This window comes from Sporosarcina sp. Y1011 (assembly GCF_057669885.1).
This window is the reverse complement of sequence record NZ_JBYHFP010000020.1, coordinates 1-24,748: the sequence shown is the minus strand read 5'-3', so window position 1 is coordinate 24,748 and position 24,748 is coordinate 1. Positions and strand designations below refer to the sequence as shown.

Below are 24,748 nucleotides of genomic sequence, written 5' to 3'. Positions count from 1 at the left end.
AACGTAAGAGTCAACACATAAAAGAGAATTAAATTACCCTTTGAGCCACAAGAAAAATATCATCGTATAGGCCAGCTTTTCATCCGAAGAAATGTGTGACCCGAACTGAACATGCTCATGATGGGCATCGCTTTGAAAAACTGGTCTCATTGTATATGGGAAAATACCAAAGCGGTATTTAGCCGTCATACGCCCCTCCTCATCTTTTACATCGATGTCGCCCGCAATTGCTTTTGCTTCAAGCTCTCGCCAAACCGAACCATCCGCATGATACAAAATTCCTTGATTTTTGAGTTTTGCTGTCCAATGTTTCTGTATGTAAGTGGCCATTACTGTACCATCAGGTTCATTTAAGGTAAGTTCGTCACGTTTTATATTACTTCTGATTGTAATTGTTGCTAGCAGTTGTCCGTTCATATCTACGATGTCATAGTGCACCGGAATGATTAATCCCTTCTCAAATAGTTCGAAAAATGTAAGCCATCTTAACAATTGACCTTTGGATGGTTCAATGACAAACAGTGGATTGCCATTTGAATCAACGTTATACATTTTGAGCAAAAAAGAAGGAATTCGCTCAAGAATCAGCTCGTTTAAACCCTCCAAGCTCAACGTACTTTCTGGTATTTCGCTTGTTTCTTTGAGTAATTTCTCATGCACACTTTTGAAATGAAACCCTGCTCCAATTGAAAACAATGCAGCCAAACCGGTTATGATTAATACATCCCCATTTTCCCTGAAACTTGTATAACTGATGAAATAAAACAAAATGCAAAAAAGAGCAATCCCTATCCCGATGATTAAACCGAAAATCCATGTCCTTTTATAAATCTCTATCACTTTGTACCTCACCACCCCTTCCATTCATAGTGCTGGGTTATGTTACTAATTGTCAATCGAAATTCAAAATTTTTCAAAAATAAAAAAGAGACCCCCGGAACACTCCGTAATCTCTTCTGTATACATTATTCTTTAGCTGCCCTTACTATCACTCAATCGGCAACCAAACTTCAATGTCATACCCATTCGAGCCTTCAGGATGAATATAACGTTCAAAACTGAAAGAATTTCGCAGTTGAATACCGTCTATTTTCATAATATTGTTAAACGCGGTCGCTATCTCGGAAACTCCACCTTCAACCTTGGCTACAATAAACTTGCCAGCTGGAACTACAGCTGCTTCTGTGTCCAAAAAACCTTCGGCAAGATGAGATTTGACGCCAGCAATATAGTGGATTTCTCCACCTTTCATCGACAGGCAAAGTCCGAATGATTCTTCTGCCAAGACACCTTGCTCTGCAATTTCTGCATTCAACACATCCCATTTACCCGGAATTTCAGAAAGCGGCCCTTTCAGCCCGTAGCCTGTCACTGCGAATTCCTGGACTTCAACGATACGTGTTTCCATATACTCAACGCTCCCCACCGAAATTCTTGAATTGAACTTACCTTCTTAACTAAGTAACTCAGATTATTCTTCTTCCCAGTTGCCCTAATGAATAGTGAATCCCATGTTGAAGCGTTTGGAAACAGTCAATTTTAGACAATTCTACGCCTGATTGGATGATAGCGGTGCTTAATTGCGGAGAAATTCCTACGAGCACCGTTTCTGTTCCAATCAGTCTAGCAGTAGCTACAATCTTTTCGATAAGGCGTGCCGTATAATTACTAATTTCTTTATGAAGTCCCGTTAAGTCCAATATCAGGTATTTCACCTTATATGAAGGTAAATTAGCTAATACTCTTTCAACTAACGCTTCGGCACGGTCTTCATCATATCGTCCGATTAGAGGCACTACGACGACTCCATCATGAACAGGTATAATTGGTGAAGAAATTTCTTTTATAAGTTCTGTCAGATCACGCGTTTTATCTTCTACTAAAGCCTCCAATTGCAAAATGGCATCGGATTCCTTTTTTCTGGATAGCTGATGAATATTACTATTCGCAGTTACATCAGACTCAAAATACGCTACTTCCGTGTATTCATATCCTTCTGATTGGTAGTGTATCACTTTATACCACATATTCGTGTTAAACATAGTAGTAAAGATACCTGCAAAGTGAGCCGGGATAAAGTTACTCCCCACCTTCCTACCTTGCGCTATATTTATTTTATGCTCCCAACTATTTTTAAATTTAGCAGTCAGCGTTTTTGATTCACGGTTCAAGTTTTCAATTATTGTTTGACCCCATCCTGCAGAGGCATACGTATTCGTAATTAAAGCCGATGCCTCTTCTACACTTACATCCTTCATTTTCTGAAAATAATCCCCTACCCCGACTCCTTGTCGATATCCTGTAGTCTCAAAAACTAAACAGGACGCTTCTTCACCTGAAATTTCTTCGATCGTGTCGAAAAATGATTCCATGGCCGAAGAAATCCAAAAAATAATGGAATCCTCCTCCTCAAACATGAACCGTCCATTATCAAGATCCCACTTAAAATTAAGCCCGCCTACATTTTGCTTTGTTTCCATTTATGAAACCTCCTTTTATGTTTAAGCCAAGAACACCCGTGATTTCAGTCGAGGGAGTTTCATAGTTAGTAGAATCAGTGAACTATCTAATTTTCTTCAATCAACTTCTTCTTTTTCAGAAAACGGAACTTTGTTTCCGAGATGATAATTGCAGCAAGGATAAGAATTGCACCGATGATCATTTTACCAGTCATCACTTCACTTAAAATGGCTACAGAAAATGCCATACCCCAAAATGATTCGGTGGATAGGATAATTGCAGCCTTCGTTTCTGTTATGAATTGCTGAGCCATTGTCTGCAACAAAAATGCAATTGTCGTGGAGAATACCGCCAAGTAAAGAAGCGGCAGTAACCCCTCCGTTTCCACAGAAAAGGTCGTTTCTCCTTTAGAAATGATTACAGTGCATCCAATGATTGCCGCTGCCATCATTTGAATAATTGTCAGCTGGACAGGATCCTCCTCTTTTACAAACTTCGAAGTGTAAAAAATATGGAATGCAAACGCCACAGCGCAACATAACGTCAACATATCCCCAATGTTGATTTCAGAAGAAAATTTAAGTGACAATACCGCAACTCCAATGATTGCCAAAATTGCTCCGCTGAGTTCAAAGATGTCTATTTTCTTCTTATAGATGACAAACCCTATGAAAGGGACGATTACCACATTGACTGCGGTTAAAAATGCATTTTTCGATGGTGTGGTAAATTGAAGGCCCACCGTTTGAAGAACGAAAGCGATATATAGGAAAATGCCTAAGATTGATCCTTTTATGAGTGTGCTTTTTTTTATCGACCTCAGCCGTTTATGAAAGACGATTGCTAAAATGAGTACACCTATTAAAAATCGTCCCGCCAGAATTTGATACGGCGTGTAGTGTTCCAATGCGACGGCACTTGCCACAAACCCGCTGCCCCAAATGATTGCTGTTATGATAAGTCCTATTTCTCCAATATATTTCCGCATGTAATCCACCGCCGCTTTTATACATAGTGTACCAAATCTGAATGGCTAAAGGACGAAGTTGCTAGCAAAATTGTTCAATAATTGCATTTATTTTTCCAGCGTTGCTGAGATGTACATTTTCACCTGCCCATAGCGACATGAATTCAGGTTTTCCTTGCAACGCGGCTACTTTTCGAATTTCTTTTGTCAACTCATGTTGAAATGGGTACGGTGCAATTGCGCTTTCTGCCATTTCGATTATAAACCGGTTGCTGATTCCACGTGCTGTTTTACCGGAGAATGCCTTTGTTAAAATTGTACTGCCTTCTTGAGTTTCTAAAACGGCCTGTTTATACAGCGGATGTGCGCCGCTTTCATCAGTTGCAAGGAGGGCAGTTCCAATTTGGACAGCTTGTGCTCCGGCAGAAATCATATCATCCATCATTTTTTTATTTGCTACACCACCTGCCGCAATGACTGGAATTTTGACGGATTTAACTGCGTCGGGAATCAATTCATCTAGTTTTGTCATTCTAAATTCACCGAAAAAAGACCCGCGATGACCGCCCGCCTCACTTCCCTGCGCAACAACCGCATCCATTCCGAACTGCTCCGACAGTTTTGCTTCTTCCACTGTTGTCGCTGTCCCGATTAAGAAGATATTGTTTTTCTTTAATAATCGCAAAGTTTTTTCATTCGGTAGACCGAAAGTGAATGAACAAATCTTCACACCTTCTTCTATTAATACCTGAACTTGTGCTTCAAATTCCGTTTTTGAAAACGGTGTATTCCAAGAAGACAACCCGAGTTCAATTCCAATCGGTTTGAGTGCCTAATACGCTTGCCGCAATTGCTCTTCACTAGGCTCCACCTTTTCCGGAACAAACAAATTCACAGCATATGGCTTCCCGGTAAGACTTTTCACTTTGCGAATGAACTTCCGCGTCTCCTCCGCAGACAGATATCCAGCAGCGATCGATCCAAGTATCCCCGCCTCCGCTGACGCTGATACAAACTCCGGCGTCGTTACTCCCGCCATGGGCGCCTGGATAATCGGGTGTTTGATTCCTAACATTTCCGTTATATTCATTCGACTTACCTCCAGTCCTTCTACTTCAACGAAAGTACCACTAATATCCTATATTCTAACGAAAAAAAGGCAGCTATGTCAGCTACCTCGTGCTTTTTTATTGAATACTTAGAATTAATGCTAAGTAACTTGAAAAGACGAAAAGAATGCTCAAGATGAATGTTACGATCAGCGGGGCTTTCATGAGAAATGAGTACACAGTTAAAGAGACGAAAAGAATTGCTAACAATAGAAGAGAAAGACCTGTGGCATTTGCTACAAGTTCGACATTCATTCCCTGCTGAAACTGTCCTTGATAAAAGAATCTGAATAATTTTGAAGGTCCTTCACTTTTCAATGTGTTTCCGCTAGGCGGTGATTGTTGGCCCAATGCAGCCGTTATCGAAAAAATGACTAGGATGAGTACACTTTCCACTCTTGTCCACGGGATTGGATTGAAGTCCTGATCTTTAAGTAACTTCTTTCTTATGAGTATGCTGTTGATCCCTGCATATACCAGTAACGGAATAATCGTTAGGTGTTTTAGTAACAATAATTGACCATACGGCAACATCCATACATTTGTGTATTCAGTAAGCTCCACTCCGAATGTCATTAATATTATCCCTGATGCAGTAATGATAAGGAAGCAACTAATAGCAACAGGTGAAAACCATTTTAAGAAATTCAACCAGTTGGAGTGATCTTTTGAAAACCAGCTAACAACCAGCAGAATTCCTACCCAAATACTCACTGCTGTAAAATGGCCTATATGCGTTAAGAATCCTTTGACTTGATCTAAAGAGCTAGCGTGACTTGCCCAACCAATCCCCATAATTAACATGACAACAAAAACGATTCCTATATATGAGTAAACAGGTTTCTGGCGATCATCAAACCAAACGATAAAAATGAACAGTATATTGACAACGAGAAAAATAAAAATCCACGCCTTGCCCACTTCAAACGTAAGAAGAACTCTTTTGAACGCTCCAGAAAAGCCCATATGCTCATACAGATACATGATTAACACTAAAACAGGCGCGAATGAGAAAACCGCGATGCCGATTGTAGCGATGATTTGTACTGCTCTCGGTATGTTTACCTCTGGCCTGTGAGAACTCGGCACAAGGGCTATCAGGAAACTACCTAAAAGAAGCGACACACAAAGATATAAAAGAGTTTCACTAACAACTACCATTATCATTTACTATTTTTTCTCCTTAACCCTACAAAAATCCCTACAATGATTGCAACTAGTCCAATAACGATTACAGGAATGAGGTACGAAGGTAATTGGCTTTGTTCATTTGTTTTAGTATCTTCGACATCTTCCAGAGGTGCTCCATCTTGGCTTGCATCCTGTGAATTATCTTCAATTTCAGCCGGCATTTCAGATCCTGGAACAATTACGGTAAAAGAAAACTCTCCTTGAATCGGATGACCGTCTGCACCAATAATGTTCCAAACTGCAGTATAGTCTCCATTTACTAAGGCGTTTGGAAGGCTACCTGTCATTTGCGTGTCTTCAATGAATATATCTTCAACAGGGATAGACTGACCATTTGAATCACTTACTTCTAACGTACCGCCCTGCTCTATTTTCCCTTCGAAGGTTAAGACGATTTCACGCAATTCCTCTGTAACAATCCCTCCATTTTCAGGAGAAGACGTGTCTAACTCTGTATGTGCCAAAGCGTTGTTAGTAAGAATAAATATGAAGGCAAATGTAATGAGTACAATTTTTTTCACTATGATTCCTCCTAAAATATTAGTTGATAAAACTACGTTTTAAAAAACTTGAAAATAGATTAATTAAGTGCAGTATAAGCCCTCTTTGTGAGGAATTAATAATGTGTTTAAATTCATTATACTAGTAATATTCAACTTATCGGATTGGACCATCGTCCGTCCTATCGCTATTTCCAAATGAAAAACACAACCTCACAGGCTGTGGCAGAGTTTAAAATATATATGTTGAAATAAAGAATCCTACCAACAACGTTCGGCGCTCGGGTATGCACTAATCATTAGTTCGACTCATATAGTTGCTAGTTCTTTTCATCACTGAATCGGTACATACCCCGTCTTCTCAATAAGCTCCTGTCCTTGCTCCGACAAAATCCAATCGATGAATTCTTGGATATGCGGATTATCGCTACCTGCAGTCACGGCATATAACTCGTTCGTAATCGGATATTCTTCCGAACGAACCGTTTCCTTCGTTGGTTCAACACCATTCACGTTGAGTAAACGGATCGCATTGTTTTCCGTCATTTCTGTAGAATAATACCTAAACGTATAGCCAATGGCATTGTTATAGTTTTTATAATCAGACACTTGATCGATAACTGTGCCCATCAATGATGCAATATCCTCGACAGGCGGATCCATAATCGGCACATCGTCCATAAAAAGTTGAAGAGCCGTCTGACTACCGCTATCCTCAGGCCGTTGGAAGGCACGAATCGATTTCCTCTTCCCGCCTACCTCTTTCCAATTTTGGATTGTCCCCGAATAAATTCCTTTGATCTCATCAACTGTCAAATTCTTTACAGGACTTTTTTCATTTACAAAAAATACGAAAGCCTCTTTCCCAATTGGCGTTAATTCTAGCTCTTTTCCTAATCGTTTTGCCATCGCCGACTGATGGTCAGATGGGGCGTTCGCGAAAACAATATCAACCCTACCATTTATTAGGTTATTGTAAGCTTCCCCCGTGCGATTCGACATCACTTCACTATTGAACTGATCATACTCTTTTTCAGGGTACACAGCCTGTGCGAAAGCAGAATACATCGGGTATAGAGCAGTTGCTCCGTCAAGGATCGGGAGATTGTCCTCTAACTTCAACGTTGAAGGCTCGGTTAGCGACACGGCTTTCGTATTGGCACTAAAAGGTGCATACGCATTCGTTTCCACATAGCCATCTTGAAGGACCGGCCTTGTTTTATCGTAAATCCCTGGGATTGCAATAATGAGGAAAAGCGCATTCACCGCAAAAATCACGCGATAAACTATCTTTTTATGCTTTTTCCGATTAAAACCAATGACTACTAACACAACACCCAATGATACATAAAGTGACAACAGCAGCGGTAGCAAAAACGATAACCCCGAAAACCATAAGTAGGCTGCTCCAATGAGTACAAAAGGCAACAATAAGCCCATGATCATAAGAACGAAAACAACATCCCCTAATCTTGTTTTCTTTTTCTCCAACCCATTCTCCCCCTTTAAATGATGGTGACAGTCGCCAAATATCTGTACCCTAAAAAAAGCCACAACCTAATAGGCTATGGCAGACTGGTGATGACTATCTATATGTTATAAAATCTCACAAACCCGTCCGACTTGTCCGTCTTCCAAGCGTACTTTAATACCATGTGGGTGGAAGCTTGAGTTCGTCAGTAAATCTTTCACGACCCCCTCTGTCTTAGCGCCCGAACGCTGATCTTTTTTCAATATGACCGCCACTTTTAAGCCTGGTGTTACATCTGCACGATTTTGTCCATTCATAAATTATTCTTCCTCTCTTTTTTGAAACATACTTTGTACGACGTGTGCGGTGCCTGTATGCAGCTGACCTTCCACACGATTGACTTCTCCAATATGGAAGTGTTTGACGAAGTAACCGTCGAAGTGCTCAAACATTTTTACAGGATCAGAAAATGTTCTTCATTCGTCAGACCCCTTTTACTTGGTTGGTTCTAGCTTACCACATTCTTAGCTAGGTTTTGAGGAGCTTCATGATTGATTGCCGCTGATGAGCCTCTATACATTACTTCGCCCGCAACAACGGTCATCACAACGTTCGCATCTACTATCTCTTCCTCTTCCACGTGGAATAAATCCCTGTCGAGAACAGTGAAATCAGCATCAAATCCAGGCGCAATCTTACCGCGGACATCCTCTTTGCCAATTGTGCCCGCACTCCCCATCGTAAACAGACCAACTGCCTCAAAGCGGCTTAGTTTTTCATCAGGCAAATAGCCTTCGTGATTTTCCCCAGGCTTCCTCCGTGTCACCGCTGCATAAATGCCGAGTAATGGGTCAACCTCTTCAATCGGCGCATCCGAACCACCTCCGCAAATGAATCCGCGGTCGAGTAGTTTTTCCCACGCATAAGCCCAGTTAAGACGATTTCCCCCTAAACGATCCATCACCCAAGGGAAATCGGATGATACAAACACCGGTTGAATATCTAAGATAATCGGTAGTTTTTCCATTCGCTCGACAAGATCTTCACGCAATACGTTGACATGGATAAGCCGATCGTGTTTGCCAGTAGGTACCGGGTACTTCTCGATTGCATCGAGTGCTTTTTCAACGGCTGCATCCCCGATGACATGGACAGCAATCGCTTCCCCATTTTTTCGTGCGAGCGCCACCAGTGCATCGATTTCCTCATCTGTCACGACTGCCATACCGGACGTTTTCGGCGTATCCGTATACGGTTTGCTTAACAAGGCTGTTTTACCACCAAGCGCTCCGTCGATGAAAAACTTCATCTCGCCAGGGTCTATCCAAGGTTCATTGTAAACGGCTTGTTCTTCCATCAATTGCTTGAAAACGGTTGACCGTCGCAGTAGATGTGCACGGAATTTCTTTTGTTCGCCGATGACGTTCTTGAATGCTTGCAGCGGTTTTTTGTAGTCACCGTAATACCCAAGGTCATCAGTTACTCCCCCTGTCAGCCCTAGTGACAGCAAATCATCGACTGACTTCTGTAAGGCCCGTGTCAATGATTCTTCCGTCGGCTCCGGGATTAAGGCAAACACGATCTCCTGCGCTCCTTCTTTCAAGTAGCCTGTTGGTTCCCCGCTTGCATCGCGCATAATGACACCGTCTTCGGGATCTACTGTATCTTTTGAAATACCTGCTAGCTCAAGTGCTTTCGAATTGGCGAGTGCCGCGTGCCGGCATGTCCGTTTTAAAATCATAGGGGAATCCGTCACTTTATCCAATTCATGTCGCGTAAGGATCTTTTTATCTGGGAAATTGTTTTCATTCCATCCTTCCCCAATAAACCATTCGTCTGATTTCAAATCAGGATGAGCATTCATCAGCATATCCATCATGTCATCAGCGGACGATGCCTCCGATAAGTCCAGACTTAGTAATTTTTCGCCGTGACCAATCATATGCATATGACTATCGACGAATCCTGGATATAGAACGGTACCTTGTAAATCTATTGCAGTATCTGCTAGTACTTTTAAATCCTCATACGCACCAACTGCGCTAATCTTACCGTTTTCTGTGAGCAGCGCCTCAACTTGGCCGCCTTCTTGTTCCATTGTATACATTGTGCCGTTATACCAAAGTGTTTTCATCCAAATTCCCCCTATCTCTATAGGTATAGTCTAAACTTTCGGTCATTAGTGAGCAACATTTTGAATATCAATGTTACAATTAAGACTAATGATTAGGAGGGATTTAGTTGAGATTAACTGTTTACCTAGCAGGGGAAATTCATAGTTCATGGCGCGAGGAAGTGAAGATGAAAGTTGCGGCACTTAATTTGCCAATCGATTTCGTCGGTCCCATGGAAGATCACGACCGTTCTGATAACATCGGGGAAGATATTCTAGGCAAGCAGCAAGATGCAATATCCAAAGATGCAGCGGCATCGAGCTTTAACAATTTGCGCACTGAGCTATTGATGAAGCAAGCCGATCTTGTCATCGCTTTATTCGGGGAGAAATATAAGCAGTGGAACACCGCCATGGACGCGAGTGCCGCCGTCGCGTTTGGCAAACCACTTATCCTTATTCGCAATGAAACACATCATCACGCACTGAAGGAATTATCCCGCAAAGCAAACGCCACCGTCGAAACGGTCGATCAGGCTGTAAAAGCATTGCATTATATTTTCGAATGAACCTATACCTTCATACGGGCTGCCCCTCTCAAGGGCTTGCCTTTTTTTGCGTTTAAGAAGGTTTACAGAAGTTACCATTTTAAATAGACATACGAAGAAATTCCAAATTACCGATCTAGTTATTCAATAGAAATGGTGTTTAACCTGCTAGGGTAATGGGTATCTGAATATATAATTCGACAATTAAGATGACTATTCTCCAAGAAATTATACGGCCACGTTCGGCTCGAAAAAGTTATTTCATCTTGAAGAAAATGATTTATCATTCGAACAGTGGATAAATAATTGGCAATGGCACACTATACCCGTAAGGAAGAAAATGCGACCATGAAACCGCAGTTTTCGGTAACGTATACGTCAACTAGCTATTGTTGGATCACTCATCAGGGCAGAAATTCTGATCCTCAGAAGTCCCTAGATTCATCCAGGGATGACTGTGTGATGTGGATATCTACTTACATACACATTCTTTTGAATGATTTCTACACCAACCATACATGTCAAAAGACCGATCATATAACCTAGCGCGCCAATCATATAGACCCACGCCCCATTTACAAAACCTTTACAATGCCTTCACACATCCTCAACATTTCACCTCTATCATATGAGTTGTAGTTAAAACACACTTTAGGGGGACAACAACAGATGAAGAACTTTAAGTTTCTAGCAACACTTGGACTTGCAAGCTCGATTTTCCTAGCAGCTTGTGGTGGTACAGATACAGGAAATACAGATACCGACGGAAGCAGTTCTTCCGATAGCGATACTCCTGCACTAAGCGGTAGTATAGCAGGTGACGGATCGTCAACAGTTGCACCAATCATGGAAGCGATTGTTGAAGAATATGCACAAGCTGAAAAAGACGTTAAAGTTTCTGTAGGTGTTTCTGGTACTGGTGGCGGATTTGAGAAATTCATCGCTGGTTCAACAGACTTTTCAAATGCATCTCGTCCAATTAAAGATGAAGAGAAAACTAAGCTTGAAGAAGCAGGCGTTGACTACACTGAACTTAAAATTGCAAACGATGGTTTGACAATCGTTGTTAATAAAGAAAACACTTGGGTCGATTCACTAACTGTTGAAGACCTTAAGAAAATGTGGGCAGAAGATGGAACAGCAAAAAAATGGTCTGACATCGATCCTAGCTGGCCTGAAGAAGAAATCGTCTTCTATTCACCAGGTACAGATTCTGGTACATATGACTACTTCAATGAAGTTGTCTTAGAAGATACTGACCTTGTAAAATCTGCAACACTTTCTGAAGATGACAACGTCCTTGTAACAGGCATTAAAGGCGACAAAAATGCAATCGGATTTTTCGGATATGCGTATTATGAATCAAACAAAGATGCTTTGAATGCAGTATTGATCGATGGTGTTGAACCGAACGCTGAAACAATCGAGTCCGGCGAATACACACCGTTCTCACGTCCGCTATTCGTTTATGTTAGTAACGAAGCAGTAAAAGAAAAAGAAGAAGTTCGTAACTTCATGGAATTCGTTATCGACAACTCGGCAGCAATGGCAGAAGCCGTCGGTTATGTACAACTTCCTGATGCAGACTACGAAGAAGCACGTAAAACATTAGATGCTATTAAATAATAACCTAACTCTATTCAACCTATAAACATTCTCGGCTGCCCCGCATTGTAGGGGCAGCCATCACACTTTCAAGTAGGAGGTCCATCGATTGACTTCATTTAAACCGACAGAAAAGATGCGGACACGCGATGTCATTGCTGCTGCCAAGAAGAAAGAGCATTTCGGAAAAATCATTCCCCATCTCTTACTCGCTGTTACCTCTGTTGCTGTACTTGCGACATTTGGGATCATTTACACACTGCTGAAAGAAACATTCATCTTCTTTCAAGAAATAAAGATAACTGACTTCCTTTTCGGCACAGAATGGGCACCTTTCTCCAATGCTGATCAGGCATTCGGGGTACTTCCCTTAGTACTCGGTACATTAAAAATTGCAGCCGTCGCACTTCTCATCGGGGTCCCTTTCGGTCTTGCATGTGCGATTTTCCTCAGTGAATATGCATCACCCAAAGTCAAAAAATTTACCAAACCAATTATTGAGTTACTGGCTGGTATTCCAACGATTGTTTACGGATTCTTCGCATTAGCAGTCGTGACACCATGGCTTCAGTCATTCATTCCACAATTAAAGTTATTTAACGCACTAAGTGCTGGTATTGTTGTCGGTATTATGATTTTGCCAATGATTATCTCACTTTCGGAAGACGCACTTTCTGCTGTTCCTGATTCATTCCGCGAGGGTTCTTATGCACTTGGTTCCACTAAATTTGAAACAGCTATCAAAGTCGTCTTTCCAGCAGCGATTTCCGGGATTGCCGCATCCATTATCCTAGCAGCTTCACGTGCTGTTGGTGAAACAATGATTGTTTCTCTTGCTGCCGGTTCCACACCGGTATTTAATATGGACTTTACGGGTTCCATTCAAACAATGACTTCCTACATCGTTCAAGTCGCAACTGGCGACGCAGGTTATGGTACTACAATCTATTATTCCATTTACGCTGTCGGTTTCATGCTGTTCCTGTTCACGTTCGTTATGAATCGGGCTGCTTTATACATCAAGACGAAATATAGGGAGGAATACTAATATGGACCGCGTTCTCCTATCAAAAACAAATCGCCGTCTATCCAAAGACTCGGCGATGAAATGGCTGTTTGGTGCAATTGCCGCTGCAGTGCTAGGTATCACTTTCTTCTTATTTTACGGTATTGGTGCAGATGGTGTAGATCGGTTAAACCTTTCATTCTTTACGAATTTCGGTTCCCGTTTCCCTGAAAAAGCGGGCATTAAAGCAGCACTTGTCGGTACACTCGCCCTCATGTCCGTTGTTATTCCGGTATCCATGTTCTTAGGTCTGTGTTCGGCTATTTACCTTGAAGAGTATGCTAAAAAAAATAAATGGACATCTTTTATTGAAATGAATATCAGTAACCTTGCCGGAGTTCCTTCTGTCGTCTTCGGACTTCTCGGATTAACTGTTTTTGTTCGTGCATTATCCCTTGGCAATAGCATCTTAGCTGCTGGACTGACGATGAGTCTGCTTATCTTACCCATTATCATTGTCGCTACTCAGGAGGCTTTGAGATCGGTTCCAGATACACTTCGTGAAGCTTCCTACGGTATGGGCGCAACGAAATGGCAGACAATCATCCATGTGATTATCCCATCAGCAATCGGTTCTATTTTGACGGGCAGTATCTTATCCTTCTCACGTGCAATCGGTGAAACAGCACCGCTTATTGTTCTGGGGATTCCGGTTATTGTTCAATTCCTACCAACTGGTCCACTCAGCACATTTGCAGCGCTACCCATGCAAATTTACGATTGGGCAAAACGTCCCCAACCCGAATTTGCGGATACCGCTTCAGCAGGTATTATCGTCCTGATGATCTTGCTTATTACCATGAACGGAATTGCCATCTACTTTAGAAACAGATCACAAAAAAAGCTTCAAAATTGATAGGAGGATTATGATGACAAAAACACTCATCCGAACGAATACAGATGCCAAGTTACGAGTCATGAAGAATGAAAATTGGACAAAAGCGGTTTATGAAACAAACGGTTTAAATCTTTGGTATGGTACGGCGCACGCACTTAAAAATGTCGACTTGTCCATCAATGAAAAAGAAGTAACAGCAATCATCGGGCCATCTGGTTGCGGTAAATCAACTTATTTAAAAACATTAAATCGGATGGTAGAAAATGTAGGTGACGTTACGATTTCCGGTAACGTTACATTTATGGGCAATAATATCCTAGGTAAATCAATGCCTGTTGAACTGCTTCGTTCTAAGGTTGGTATGGTATTCCAAAAGCCAAATCCTTTTCCAAAATCAATCTATGAAAACGTTGCGTATGGACCTAAAATTCACGGTATTCGCAACAAAGCCATGTTAGACATCATTGTAGAAGACAGCTTGCGTAAAGCGGCTTTGTGGGATGAAGTAAAGGACCGTCTTAACAAAAGTGCTTACAGTCTTTCCGGCGGTCAGCAGCAGCGACTCTGTATTGCACGCTGCCTCGCAATTGACCCGGAAGTAATTCTAATGGATGAACCGACGTCAGCACTAGATCCTGTATCCACACATAAAGTAGAGGAATTGATTCGCAATATCAAGAACGATGTGACCATTACAATCGTCACACATAACATGCAACAAGCGTCACGTATTTCAGACCGTACCGCCTTTTTCTTAAATGGTGAAATCGTCGAATGTGACCGCACTTCTACCCTATTCAGCACGCCCTCTGACGAGCGTACGGATGACTACATTAACGGTAGATTTGGTTAATTAAAAAGTGATACGCAATCAGTGGGGCTCATCCCCACTGTTTTTTTGTTTGAGATTTAAGCGGTGTTTCAAGAGGGCATCCTCGATAATGCAGGGAAAATAGAAAAGGTCAACTGTACATTAGTAACTACTACACTAATGTACAGTTGACCTTTTTCATTCGCTTTCTAATTGAATACGGATTCCACTCCAGACAATAGTATAATGAATTCCTCTCCCCCATACCTGAACACATCATCCGTTTCCTTTTTTTGCCTTTAACACTTCTCCTAATTTTCGGAGCACTTCATCTCCGGTCAGGTGGCCAAACAAGTCATTCACTTGTTTAAAATGGTCAAGATCCAACATGACACATGAAAAAGGAATAGCCGATTGGTTATACCTTTCCGTAAAAAAGATATTTCTAGTCTGCCCTTTTGTAATACTTAAATAAAAAAAGAAACACCCTAGATTTAGGTGTTTCCAATTAATTTTTTCGTTAATTATTCCGTTCCCATTTCTTCACGCACTACATCAACAATCCTGTCAACAAGGCGAACACACTCTTCTTCGTTAGGTGCTTCCACCATGACCCGGACGAGTGGCTCAGTACCAGATGGCCGTACAAGTACGCGACCGTTTCCAGCAAGCTCTTTCTCCACATCCGCTATTACTCCTGCAACACGTACATTGTCGGTTACTGCATGCTTATCCAGTACGCGTACGTTCACGAGTTTCTGTGGATATATTTTCATTTCAGCCGCTAGTTCAGATAGCTTCCGTCCAGTAATCTTCATAATGTTCACAAGTTGAAGTCCTGTGAGGAGACCATCGCCAGTCGTATTATAGTCATGGAATATAATATGACCGGATTGTTCTCCGCCCAAATTATAATTCCCTTTTCTCATTTCTTCGACAACATATCGATCTCCAACTGCGGTTTGCACACTTTTCATGCCGTAATCTGAAAGTGCTTTATAAAAGCCTAGATTGCTCATGATAGTCGATACAATCGTGCCTTGTTTCAAACGGCCTTCCGAGTTCAGATGGCGGGCAATGATGAACATGATCTGATCACCATCAACAACCTCTCCGTGCTCATCTACTGCAATGAGGCGATCCCCGTCCCCATCAAACGCCAAGCCGATATTAGCACCTTTTTCAACAACGAGTTTTGCCAATACTTCTGGATGTGTTGAACCGACACCATCATTAATATTCAAACCATTCGGCGAAGCGCCCATCGTTGTTAGATCTGCATCAAGGTCAGCAAACACATGCGTCGCCAGTGTCGACGTAGCGCCGTGTGCACAATCGAGTACAACGTGAATTCCTGCGAATTCTTCATCGACTGTCTGTTTCAAATACTGAATGTATTTATGGCCGCCTTCAAAGTATTCCGTAATTGAACCAACTGCTGCTCCCGTCGGACGTGGCAATGTATCTTCCTGTTCATTTAACAATTTTTCAATTTCTTCTTCTTGTTCATCCGTCAGTTTGTAGCCATCCGCACCAAAGAATTTAATGCCATTGTCTTCGACTGGATTATGTGAAGCTGAAATCATAACTCCGGCCTGGGCGTTCATGACACGTGTCAAATAAGCGACCCCCGGTGTACTGATAACCCCTAGAGTCATCACTTCAACGCCCGTTGATAAAAGACCCGCTATTAGCGCATTTTCAAGCATGTGACCAGAGATACGAGTGTCCCTTCCAACAAGTACCTGTGACTTCCCTTGGAATTCTTTCGTTAACACATGCCCTCCAAATCTTCCTAGCCTAAAAGCAAGCTCCGGCGTCAATTCTTTATTTGCAATCCCACGAACACCATCGGTTCCGAAATACTTTGTCATTTTCATTCTCCTTTTCAATCCTATCCATTCAACTGAATGTCAGGCAAGTTCAATTTGCATCGTTACTTCTTTATCGGAAATTTCCCATCGTACATCTGAAGGGCCTTCTACTACTATAGGTAGAATCTGTTCCCCTTCATCCGTCGCTCCCGACGCGTCGACATAGATAGTAAAATCTGAACTCTTCAATGCATCGATTACATTCTGTTCTGCAGTGACAGTCAATACGACTAACCCGTCTGCCGGCTTTATAAATGAACTGGTGAATTTCTCGTCCAATCCTTGTACCTCAACGCGAATATCGCGTAAATCTTTCGAAGAGACTTTCACATCCTCGTCCGGCTTCGGTGTGCTAGCGGCATCATCTGTCTCTTCCAAGTCATCCGGATTGGTCTCTTCTAAATCCGATTCTGAATCCGGATTCGTTTCATTAGCCGCTACTTTCACTTTGATTTTATCCAACGACATCCCTGAAACGCCTTTAGGTTTTTTCAACTCAAGATCCAATGTTTCAGATTTCTTCACTTTAGATACATCCACATCTACGATGAATTCTTTGATTTGATCCAGCACTTTACGTGACCCGAATAAGCTAATTGATTTGTTCTCAGTCGCAATAGAATCGACAGTTACACCTTCAGCGGGAGTCCCTTGCAACTTAAGTACGATTGGCACTTCTTTACTGTATTCTGCAATCTCGACTTTGACATTAACTTGTTCAGGTACAATTGTCACATTCAGCTTCGTCAAATCCTTGTCCAACACCCGGACCCTAGTTTCCTGCTCGAATGTCTTGTTAATTTCTTTGTCCCCCGTAATCGAGGCTTTTACAAAACTGATGGATTCAATCACGCTCTTGGCACCTGTCACTTCGATTGTTGTTGGATCAACATCTATTTTTACAACATGGAAGTTTTCTGCGAGCAAACGCTCATTCATTTCAGGGTCAACGCGGAATGACTGTGTTATCTTTTCTTCAATAACAACGTCGATTTCCGCAGGATCAATCTGTACGTCCAGCTTTTCGGAAATATTTTCATGTTTGATCTTGACAGTATGTTTACCCATTGGCAAACTCGACAAGTCAACCCGTAGTGTAAAATCTTTTACTAACTTCGTTGATTGTACAATATTTGCCGGACCTTCAATTGTCATATTGACCGTTTCTGGTACTCCGGTGACAACAAGGTTTTCGTTGTCATAATAAACTTCTACATTCACGTCACGAATGCTGTCTCTCGCATCCCCAACCGCTTTGCCATTGGAGTTCTCTTCCGCTTGCACGAAGAAGAAAAAGATGAGTGCAAGGATTAAGGCTGTGGAGCGAAGAAACCATGGTCTATCCATAAACTTATCCATTATTTCTCCTCCTCCACTTCCAGATAGAAGATTCTTTCAGTTCAGGAGTTGAACCGAACCACACTCTTTTCAGTCGTTCTTCAAACTCCTCCATTTCAAGATTCCGATCAATATCTCCATTCGCAGTTAAACTGATCGCGCCCGTTTCTTCCGACACGATAATTGTCACGGCATCCGTTACTTCACTAATTCCGATTGCCGCTCTATGTCGAGTTCCGAGCTCTTTTGAAATGAACGGGCTCTCTGACAATGGTAAGTAACAGCCTGCCGCCGCAATTCGGTTACGCTGTATAATCACTGCACCATCATGAAGTGGCGTATTCGGGATGAATAGGTTGATAAGAAGTTCCGAGCTAATCGCGGAATCCATACGAGTACCGGTTTCAATATATTCACTTAACCCCGTTTCCCTTTCAATGGAAATGAGTGCACCAATTCTACGTTTAGCCATATAGCTAACCGATTTCATGATTGCTTCAACGAGACGTTCCCGCTCTTCCTCTTCCTGTATATTTGTCCGAGCGAATAGTCGTCCTCGTCCCAGTTGTTCAAGTCCACGCCTGAGCTCAGGTTGGAAGATGATGATGATTGCCAAAAATCCGAACGGGAGTACTTGATCCATTAAAAATCTGAGCGTATCAAGACCGAATATATCTGTCAGAAATCGAACGATGATAATCACAAATATCCCTTTTAAAAGTTGAACGGCTTTCGTTCCTTTTATAATCGTAATCAGTTTATAAAAAACAAACCAGACTAGAAGCACATCTATGATATTAATAAGTGCCGCTACTGGACTGAAATCAATTAATTCTTGCCATTTGGGCATGTGCTCCGCCTACCTTCATAAACAGTTTCTTATGCGTACAGTATAGCATAACAGTAACTCGACTGTCTTTCCTCACAAGACACAAAGAGCGACCGTCCCTGCTCGCGGCAGTAGCATCGGTCGCTCTGTTTACTCCCCGTCTTGGTTCTTTTCAGTTGACGATGGGATGATTGCCTTGGCTGTTTCTTTCATTTTGTACCAGAGCCAATCAAAGACTTTATCAATCTCCTCATTCTTGCCTGTTACAACCGCCGTAGATGCCATATATTTAGAACCCCTAATAACGGTTACATCGCCATCTACTTTACCATCAATTCGGAGCTTACCGTTTTTAACAACAATATCACCTTCAATGGTTTCCCCAGCAGGAACGAGTACCGTTTGTCCCTCAACGATTAAATTCGGTTGTTTTGTCACTGAAAATTGCTGTTCATTCCCATAACTTGAAAAAAGCGTTGCGCTCATCAAGACTAAAAATAAGGCAGCAGCCGCAAATAGTGGATGTTTTCGCAACCAGCGCTGAGCACCTGCTTGGGACTTTTCTTTTGGAAGACGCGCCATGACAGCGTCAACAAATTTATCTGGTGCTTTTATTTGAGCAGCACTTCCTATAAAAGCAATGGACTCGGTTAACCCATTCATAATTTCTCTGCATTCTGAGCAGCTATCTAAATGTTCTTTCAACTGCCGCTCTTCATCGCGGCTAATGTCGCCATCTAAATACGCGTGCATATAGTGAACGATTTGTTCCGGACACGTATTCATATTATTCCCTCCTACATGGTACCCATCTGTTTCCGAAGCACTTCCCGTCCTCTATGAACACGGGTCTTTACGGTCCCTAAAGGTAGCCCTAAAATGTCACCAATTTCTTGCAGCGGTAATTCTTCGATATATCTTAAAATGATGACAGAACGATATTTATCCGGGAGCCTACCAATTTCATAATGGATACGTTGCTGTAATTCCATTCTTTCAACTTCATCTTCCGGAAGTTCGTCCGTTGCAGCAAGTTGCGAATACATATTCAGACCATCCGTACCTGGTACATTAGCATCAAGATAATAAGCAGGTTTCTTTTTGCGGATACGATCGATGCATAGATTCGTTGCAATTCGAAACAACCAAGTTGAAAACTTCCGCTTTTGGTCAAATGTATGAATATTGATATATGCACGGACAAATGCTTCCTGTGAAATATCTTCCGCCTCTTGCGCATTTCCGAGCATCCTGTAACACACTTGGTACAAGCGATGCTGAAAAAACGTTACGATCTCCTCAAATGCATTTTGATCGCCTTTCAGAACTTCATTTATTCGTTTATTGATAAGTTCATCCAATGTTTTTCATCCTCCGCTCTATGCGGCTGTCCCTTCTATACGTTTGAAGGTGGCGACAGGTTTCATTTTTTATATTAATTTTATTTTACCAGAGTTTACTAAATACTTCCTCCATTAATGGAAAAAAGAAAAAAGCCCATCTTAGGAGCCGGATGGGCTTTCAATACCGATTAAAGTAGCTTTTCTCCAAACAATGAACCCATTAAACCTACTGCAACATCAGCAGTTTTATTTCCTTCGTCAAGAATTGGATTTACTTCTACGAATTCGGCGGAAGTAATTATTCCTGAGTCTTCCAGCATCTCCATTGCCAGGTGGCTTTCTCTGTAGCTAATACCACCCGGCACAGGCGTCCCGACTCCCGGTGTGTATAGCGGATCCAATCCATCAAGATCCAGGGACAAGTGGACACCGTCAACTTCACGTGAGCGTAAGTAAGCGATGGCTTCTTCTATCACTGTTGTCATTCCGTAACGGTCTATTTCGTGCATTGTGAAAACTTTAATACCCGATTCCTTAATCAATAGACGTTCTTCAGGATCAACCGAACGCGCACCAATAACGACAATGTTTTCCGGTTTAATTTTTTGCCCTTTACTATGTATATTGACGAGACTTTCATGTCCAAGACCTACGCTTACAGCAAGAGGCATCCCATGGATATTTCCGGATGGTGAGATTTCAGCTGTATTAAAATCAGTATGCGCATCATACCAAATTACACCAAGGTTGTTGTACTTACTTGCAAGACCCGCCAATGTACCGATTGCAATGCTATGATCCCCCCCTAAAACGAGTGGGAATCGACCTGCATCCAAGACTTCAGCTACTTTCATCGCAAGATCCGTGGTCGCTTGTACGACTTCGTCTAAATTCTTCAAATTCGAATCATTATGTTTTTTCTGTTCCACAACACTTACACGGATATTCCCTTCATCCGTCACCTCATGCCCTATCGATTCCATTCTATCAACAATGCCTGCATATCGAATTGCGCTTGGACCCATATCTACTCCACGACGGCTTTGTCCAAAATCGAGCGGAACACCTATTATCGATATATTTAAACGTTTCATGACAAGTACCTCCCCCTTTTCTATATATCTATTGTAAGTCTACAATTAGGTTTGGCTCAACTCGACAAGTAACTGAATAATTATTCGTTTCTATCTACTTTTCCCATTAACTTTTCACACACATCTGGCGGGGTAGGTTTACTGAAATAATACCCCTGCCCTTCACGACATCCCAAATTCTTCAAAATGGTCACTTGTTCTTCTTGCTCAACGCCTTCAGCAATGACGTTCAGACCAAATGTATCCGCAAGTGTTACAATGGCCTTGACAATTGCAAGGCTGTCTTCATTCATATGTATATCCCGTACGAAAGACATGTCAATTTTCACTGTATCCACCGGCAATTCTTTAAGGTAACTGAACGTGCTATAGCCCGTCCCAAAATCATCAATGGATACTGTAATACCTAAATCCCTTATTCCCCTAATTCTCTCTTGCATGTCTTGCCTATCCGCAAACGCACTTTCCGTTAATTCAATTTCGATTAAATTCGCGGAAAGGCCAGTTTCATCGAGTATCATTTTTACGGTTTTGACAATCTCCGGTTCTTCCAATTGGACGGCGGACATATTGACAGCAATCGGTAAAGGCGCATATCCTCGTTTCTTCCGCGACCGGGATGAACTTATCTGGCGAAATCCTGCCGAGATCCGGATGATTCCACCGTACGAGTGCTTCAACACCCACTAATTTTCCAGTCTTCAAGTTTACCTTAGGTTGATAATCTAAATGCAATTGACCGAGAACGACACTTTTTCTCAATTCATTCTCCAATAAAATCCGTTCCAAGGTATTAGACGCTGTGCCGTGTTGATAGACTTCAACGCCACCGCCGCCATTCGCTCTTGCGATGGATAGGGCCTTTTCCGCTTTTATCCTCAGTTCAGAAGACTTTTTAGCATGCTCAGGATAAAGAGCGATGCCAAAACTAAATGAAAGTGTATGCTGCTGATCCATTACTTCAATCGGCTCCTCCAGCAATTGTTGCAATTCTCGTGTAAGCTGTTCTGCATGTGCTGCATTTCGTATATTCTTTAGAAGTATTGCAAACTCGTCACCCGAAATCCTGCCAACAACTTGTTCTCCTTGGAGGCTATCTTTTAATCTCTTTGCAACAACAGACAAAACATAGTCACCTGCCTCATGACCAAGTGAATTATTGACATAGCGTAGTCGATCGATATTTAGATAGACAATTGCCAGATTTGTACGATGTTCCTTAGACTTCTCTACTTCTTCTGGAAATATCTTCCTAAAGGAAGTCCGGTTCGGCAAATCTGTTAATTGATCATTGTAAGCCAGTTTCCGTACCAGTTGTTCTGACTCTTTACGCGCTGTGATATCATAGCGAATTGAAATGTATTGATAAGGGTTTCCTTTTTCATTCAGAAACGGAACGATTGTCGTATCCACCCAATAATGTGACCCGTCTTTAGCTTTATTACAGATTTCACCGCGCCAGTTATTCCCGCGACCTATGGTGCCCCACATATCCTTGAAAAACGCACGCGAATGATAGCCTGAGTTAATAATTCGGTGGTTGGCACCAACAAGCTCTTCAACGCTGTACTGTGCTATTTTTGTAAATAGCGCATTGACATAGACTATCTTGCCAGTGCGATCTGTAATGGCCACAATGGCTGACTGATCAAGTGCATAGGCTAAATCTCTGAGCATTTTTTCCGGACTGTGACTGCTATCATGACGTATTAAATCGTCTATCATTTTATTATTTTCTGGCATACAATCACTTCTCTCTAAGGTTTCCTTTACAATTCGACAAAAAACAATACTTTTCAATAGTGTATATTAAATGAATGCTAAAGTACTAGACTGAAATAAAACAAAAAAACCCTTCTCAAATTTCCAGAAGGGTTTAATAAAGCTATTTGGATTTCACATGGTTTGGTAAAGCAAAAAAAATGGCTGGGGTAGCTGGATTCGAACCAACGAGTAACGGAGTCAAAGTCCGTTGCCTTACCGCTTGGCTATACCCCAATGATAGAAGGATTACTCTTTTCAACACTTTGTGTAAATAATTCAGGGATAACTCTATTCAACACTTCGTGCTCTAAGTTCGAGGTAAACTCTTTTCAACGCTACGCGTTGAAAAAGTTTTGGTGGTGGGGGGCAGATTCGAACTGCCGAACCCGAAGGAGCGGATTTACAGTCCGCCGCGTTTAGCCACTTCGCTACCCCACCAAGTATAGTATAAAGAATTAAGTTTTAAACCTAACAAATTAGATTTAAGTACTTAAGGTAAACTAATTTCACTACAACGTAATGAAAAAGTTTTAATGACCCCTACGGGATTCGAACCCGTGATACCGCCGTGAAAGGGCGGTGTCTTAACCGCTTGACCAAGGGGCCTCATTAAATAATAACTTTCAACTAAGTGTTACTAGTCGTAATAATTATAATTTGCGGCGCATTCCTGCGTCTTCTTACTCCAGTCCTAATGAAGATATAGTTATAGGAACAAGTACTTCTCTGGAGCTTCCAGCCGGAATCGAACCGACGACCTCTTCCTTACCATGGAAGCACTCTACCTACTGAGCTATGGAAGCATATGGCTCCGCAGGTAGGACTCGAACCTACGACCGATCGGTTAACAGCCGATTGCTCTACCACTGAGCTACTGCGGAATAATTAAGTATAGACGTTATTGCCATTACGACAAATTCCATTATAACAAGAAGAAAATAAATATCAAGTCTTTTTTAAAATTTGTTTGTATGCTTGTTCCCGACAGCAACTTTTATATATTACCACATCTTTTTCATATTAGTCAACTGTCTTTCATAAAGTATATTATACATTGTTTAAAGGGGACAACATATGAGAAACAAATACTTCTTCACCGCTATCGTCTGCTGTGCGCTTCTCCTGCTCCTCCCTGCTTTACCTAAACAGATGTCCTTAGTATCTGTCTTCCGAGTAACGGAGGAGCCTGCCGTAATCGTACGCGGTGCTAGCGGCTCTGCACTAACCGTGAATATTTCATTTGGAGATAGTGAAGTCGAGCAGTGGTTCCAAGAATTAGGTAAACCTTATCCACTCATTTTTGTAGATATGAAGTGGGCTGATCGCTTCCCTGAAACTGTACAGCTTATCAAAGAAAAAAATATTCCAGTCGGACTTCTTGGGGACGAAGGAATGGCTTACGAACAAAATACACCATTGTTCATTGATCAGCTGGAGCGTTTTGAAAAAACATTCGGTCTTAAACCTCTTTGGTTTCGAACGCGTGATGAAGTATTTCCAGTAGCATTACATAACATGCTCTGGGAGGCGGAAATTAATGCTCTTGGTTCATCTGTAGTTTGGCGAGGTGGTGATCTTCCACCAGTTACTAAAGGGGAAATTCTATCTATTCCCCACCATCGTGAAGATCGTATAAATTTAGCCGAATTGAAGAAACTAAACAAAGATCGAACATTTATTTCGGTGGAAACAATGCTGTTTGAAACAAAAGTGAAGGTTAAGAAGATACCCAAATGACCATTTCGGTTGTATTATACCCCGAATTTTAAAAAACAGTACAGTTCTGTTGTGCACCCCAAAAGTTAGAGTCAAAATCTAACTTTTGGG

The 24,748-nt window shown here is 41.8% G+C and carries 22 protein-coding genes, 5 tRNA genes and 2 pseudogenes; 6 read left to right on the top strand and 23 right to left on the bottom strand.

The genetic code is table 11. The annotated features are described in order from the left end of the window. Positions 1–33: 33 nt before the first annotated feature. From AC25Y5_RS16265 to AC25Y5_RS16220, 10 genes and pseudogenes are all read right to left on the bottom strand, one after another. Positions 34–840, bottom strand: coding sequence for a hypothetical protein (locus tag AC25Y5_RS16265; RefSeq protein WP_488141209.1), 807 nt, complete (start codon positions 838–840; stop codon positions 34–36). Between the two features lie 148 nt (positions 841–988). Further along, positions 989–1,408 (bottom strand): GyrI-like domain-containing protein, encoded by a 420-nt coding sequence (locus tag AC25Y5_RS16260; protein ID WP_488141208.1) that lies wholly within the window; start codon positions 1,406–1,408, stop codon positions 989–991. A 58-nt stretch (positions 1,409–1,466) separates the two neighbouring features. Beyond that, on the bottom strand, positions 1,467–2,480 hold the full coding sequence (locus tag AC25Y5_RS16255; RefSeq protein ID WP_488141207.1) for an STAS domain-containing protein: 1,014 nt from the start codon (positions 2,478–2,480) through the stop codon (positions 1,467–1,469). 86 nt (positions 2,481–2,566) lie between these two features. Then, a complete protein-coding gene (locus AC25Y5_RS16250; protein ID WP_482104699.1) occupies positions 2,567–3,448 on the bottom strand; it encodes a DMT family transporter in 882 nt (293 codons plus the stop codon). 61 nt (positions 3,449–3,509) lie between these two features. Then, positions 3,510–4,502: pseudogene (locus AC25Y5_RS16245) on the bottom strand (NAD(P)H-dependent flavin oxidoreductase). Positions 4,503–4,614: 112 nt separating this feature from the next. Then, the gene (locus tag AC25Y5_RS16240; protein ID WP_488141206.1) at positions 4,615–5,703 is read right to left on the bottom strand and encodes a copper resistance D family protein; all 1,089 of its coding nucleotides are present in this window, start codon (positions 5,701–5,703) and stop codon (positions 4,615–4,617) included. Beyond that, the gene (locus tag AC25Y5_RS16235; RefSeq protein WP_488141205.1) at positions 5,700–6,248 is read right to left on the bottom strand and encodes a copper resistance CopC family protein; all 549 of its coding nucleotides are present in this window, start codon (positions 6,246–6,248) and stop codon (positions 5,700–5,702) included. Before AC25Y5_RS16235 ends, AC25Y5_RS16240 begins: the two co-directional genes overlap by 4 nt. 312 nt (positions 6,249–6,560) lie before the next feature. Continuing rightward, positions 6,561–7,718 (bottom strand): PstS family phosphate ABC transporter substrate-binding protein, encoded by a 1,158-nt coding sequence (locus tag AC25Y5_RS16230; protein ID WP_488141204.1) that lies wholly within the window; start codon positions 7,716–7,718, stop codon positions 6,561–6,563. A gap of 105 nt (positions 7,719–7,823) precedes the next feature. Next, positions 7,824–8,015: a YwbE family protein gene (locus AC25Y5_RS16225; RefSeq protein WP_340793105.1), complete on the bottom strand. Its 192-nt coding sequence runs from the start codon at positions 8,013–8,015 to the stop codon at positions 7,824–7,826. A gap of 191 nt (positions 8,016–8,206) precedes the next feature. Next, positions 8,207–9,832: an amidohydrolase gene (locus AC25Y5_RS16220; RefSeq protein WP_488141203.1), complete on the bottom strand. Its 1,626-nt coding sequence runs from the start codon at positions 9,830–9,832 to the stop codon at positions 8,207–8,209. A 107-nt stretch (positions 9,833–9,939) separates the two neighbouring features. Here AC25Y5_RS16220 and AC25Y5_RS16215 point away from each other — a divergent pair, with 107 nt between their 5' ends. From AC25Y5_RS16215 to pstB, 5 genes are all read left to right on the top strand, one after another. Then, a complete protein-coding gene (locus AC25Y5_RS16215; RefSeq protein ID WP_482101550.1) occupies positions 9,940–10,380 on the top strand; it encodes a YtoQ family protein in 441 nt (146 codons plus the stop codon). Positions 10,381–11,028: 648 nt separating this feature from the next. Then, positions 11,029–11,985: a PstS family phosphate ABC transporter substrate-binding protein gene (locus AC25Y5_RS16210; RefSeq protein WP_488141202.1), complete on the top strand. Its 957-nt coding sequence runs from the start codon at positions 11,029–11,031 to the stop codon at positions 11,983–11,985. An 88-nt stretch (positions 11,986–12,073) separates the two neighbouring features. Next, a complete protein-coding gene (gene pstC / locus AC25Y5_RS16205) occupies positions 12,074–13,012 on the top strand; it encodes a phosphate ABC transporter permease subunit PstC (protein ID WP_488141201.1) in 939 nt (312 codons plus the stop codon). 1 nt (position 13,013) lies between these two features. Beyond that, complete coding sequence (gene pstA / locus AC25Y5_RS16200; protein ID WP_488141200.1) at positions 13,014–13,886, top strand: phosphate ABC transporter permease PstA; 873 nt, start codon at positions 13,014–13,016, stop codon at positions 13,884–13,886. 61 nt (positions 13,887–13,947) lie between these two features. Continuing rightward, positions 13,948–14,721 carry a phosphate ABC transporter ATP-binding protein PstB gene (pstB, locus tag AC25Y5_RS16195; RefSeq protein WP_488141245.1) on the top strand — a complete coding sequence of 258 codons (774 nt, stop codon included), beginning with the start codon at positions 13,948–13,950 and terminating at the stop codon, positions 14,719–14,721. 234 nt (positions 14,722–14,955) lie between these two features. Here pstB and AC25Y5_RS16190 read toward each other — a convergent pair whose 3' ends face one another. The 13 genes and pseudogenes from AC25Y5_RS16190 to AC25Y5_RS16130 form a co-directional block, all read right to left on the bottom strand. Next, positions 14,956–15,120, bottom strand: coding sequence for a diguanylate cyclase (locus AC25Y5_RS16190; RefSeq protein WP_488141244.1), 165 nt, complete (start codon positions 15,118–15,120; stop codon positions 14,956–14,958). 83 nt (positions 15,121–15,203) lie between these two features. Continuing rightward, entirely contained in the window at positions 15,204–16,553 is a 1,350-nt protein-coding gene (glmM, locus tag AC25Y5_RS16185; protein ID WP_488141199.1) for a phosphoglucosamine mutase, read from the bottom strand. 39 nt (positions 16,554–16,592) lie between these two features. Then, entirely contained in the window at positions 16,593–17,912 is a 1,320-nt protein-coding gene (locus AC25Y5_RS16180; protein WP_488141198.1) for a CdaR family protein, read from the bottom strand. After that, complete coding sequence (gene cdaA / locus AC25Y5_RS16175; RefSeq protein ID WP_482101557.1) at positions 17,905–18,741, bottom strand: diadenylate cyclase CdaA; 837 nt, start codon at positions 18,739–18,741, stop codon at positions 17,905–17,907. The genes AC25Y5_RS16180 and cdaA overlap by 8 nt, the downstream gene beginning before the upstream one ends. 129 nt (positions 18,742–18,870) lie before the next feature. Further along, a complete protein-coding gene (locus AC25Y5_RS16170) occupies positions 18,871–19,506 on the bottom strand; it encodes an anti-sigma factor family protein (protein ID WP_488141197.1) in 636 nt (211 codons plus the stop codon). Positions 19,507–19,517: 11 nt separating this feature from the next. Then, positions 19,518–20,081 carry an RNA polymerase sigma factor SigW gene (gene sigW, locus AC25Y5_RS16165; RefSeq protein WP_488141196.1) on the bottom strand — a complete coding sequence of 188 codons (564 nt, stop codon included), beginning with the start codon at positions 20,079–20,081 and terminating at the stop codon, positions 19,518–19,520. A 170-nt stretch (positions 20,082–20,251) separates the two neighbouring features. Next, positions 20,252–21,157, bottom strand: a complete 906-nt coding sequence (gene rocF, locus AC25Y5_RS16160) for an arginase (RefSeq protein WP_488141195.1) — start codon at positions 21,155–21,157, stop codon at positions 20,252–20,254. Between the two features lie 80 nt (positions 21,158–21,237). Then, positions 21,238–22,834: pseudogene (locus tag AC25Y5_RS16155) on the bottom strand (putative bifunctional diguanylate cyclase/phosphodiesterase). A gap of 246 nt (positions 22,835–23,080) precedes the next feature. Continuing rightward, positions 23,081–23,155: transfer RNA gene (locus tag AC25Y5_RS16150), tRNA-Gln, on the bottom strand. 120 nt (positions 23,156–23,275) lie between these two features. Beyond that, a tRNA-Tyr gene (locus AC25Y5_RS16145) sits at positions 23,276–23,359 on the bottom strand. 96 nt (positions 23,360–23,455) lie between these two features. Next, positions 23,456–23,527: transfer RNA gene (locus AC25Y5_RS16140), tRNA-Glu, on the bottom strand. A gap of 121 nt (positions 23,528–23,648) precedes the next feature. Beyond that, positions 23,649–23,724, bottom strand: a tRNA-Thr gene (locus AC25Y5_RS16135). 3 nt (positions 23,725–23,727) lie between these two features. Further along, positions 23,728–23,802: transfer RNA gene (locus AC25Y5_RS16130), tRNA-Asn, on the bottom strand. 193 nt (positions 23,803–23,995) lie between these two features. Here AC25Y5_RS16130 and AC25Y5_RS16125 point away from each other — a divergent pair. Then, entirely contained in the window at positions 23,996–24,658 is a 663-nt protein-coding gene (locus AC25Y5_RS16125; protein WP_488141194.1) for a polysaccharide deacetylase family protein, read from the top strand. Positions 24,659–24,748 lie beyond the last annotated feature (90 nt).

Coding starts and splice junctions, on each gene's coding strand:
- AC25Y5_RS16260 (WP_488141208.1), bottom strand. CDS start 1,408: ATGGAAACACGTATCGTTGAAGTCCAGGAATTCGCAGTGACAGGCTAC.
- AC25Y5_RS16255 (WP_488141207.1), bottom strand. CDS start 2,480: ATGGAAACAAAGCAAAATGTAGGCGGGCTTAATTTTAAGTGGGATCTT.
- AC25Y5_RS16250 (WP_482104699.1), bottom strand. CDS start 3,448: ATGCGGAAATATATTGGAGAAATAGGACTTATCATAACAGCAATCATT.
- AC25Y5_RS16240 (WP_488141206.1), bottom strand. CDS start 5,703: ATGATAATGGTAGTTGTTAGTGAAACTCTTTTATATCTTTGTGTGTCG.
- AC25Y5_RS16225 (WP_340793105.1), bottom strand. CDS start 8,015: ATGAATGGACAAAATCGTGCAGATGTAACACCAGGCTTAAAAGTGGCG.
- AC25Y5_RS16220 (WP_488141203.1), bottom strand. CDS start 9,832: ATGAAAACACTTTGGTATAACGGCACAATGTATACAATGGAACAAGAA.
- AC25Y5_RS16210 (WP_488141202.1), top strand. CDS start 11,029: ATGAAGAACTTTAAGTTTCTAGCAACACTTGGACTTGCAAGCTCGATT.
- pstA (WP_488141200.1), top strand. CDS start 13,014: ATGGACCGCGTTCTCCTATCAAAAACAAATCGCCGTCTATCCAAAGAC.
- pstB (WP_488141245.1), top strand. CDS start 13,948: ATGAAGAATGAAAATTGGACAAAAGCGGTTTATGAAACAAACGGTTTA.
- glmM (WP_488141199.1), bottom strand. CDS start 16,553: ATGACAAAGTATTTCGGAACCGATGGTGTTCGTGGGATTGCAAATAAA.
- AC25Y5_RS16180 (WP_488141198.1), bottom strand. CDS start 17,912: ATGGATAAGTTTATGGATAGACCATGGTTTCTTCGCTCCACAGCCTTA.
- cdaA (WP_482101557.1), bottom strand. CDS start 18,741: ATGCCCAAATGGCAAGAATTAATTGATTTCAGTCCAGTAGCGGCACTT.
- AC25Y5_RS16170 (WP_488141197.1), bottom strand. CDS start 19,506: ATGAATACGTGTCCGGAACAAATCGTTCACTATATGCACGCGTATTTA.
- rocF (WP_488141195.1), bottom strand. CDS start 21,157: ATGAAACGTTTAAATATATCGATAATAGGTGTTCCGCTCGATTTTGGA.
- AC25Y5_RS16125 (WP_488141194.1), top strand. CDS start 23,996: ATGAGAAACAAATACTTCTTCACCGCTATCGTCTGCTGTGCGCTTCTC.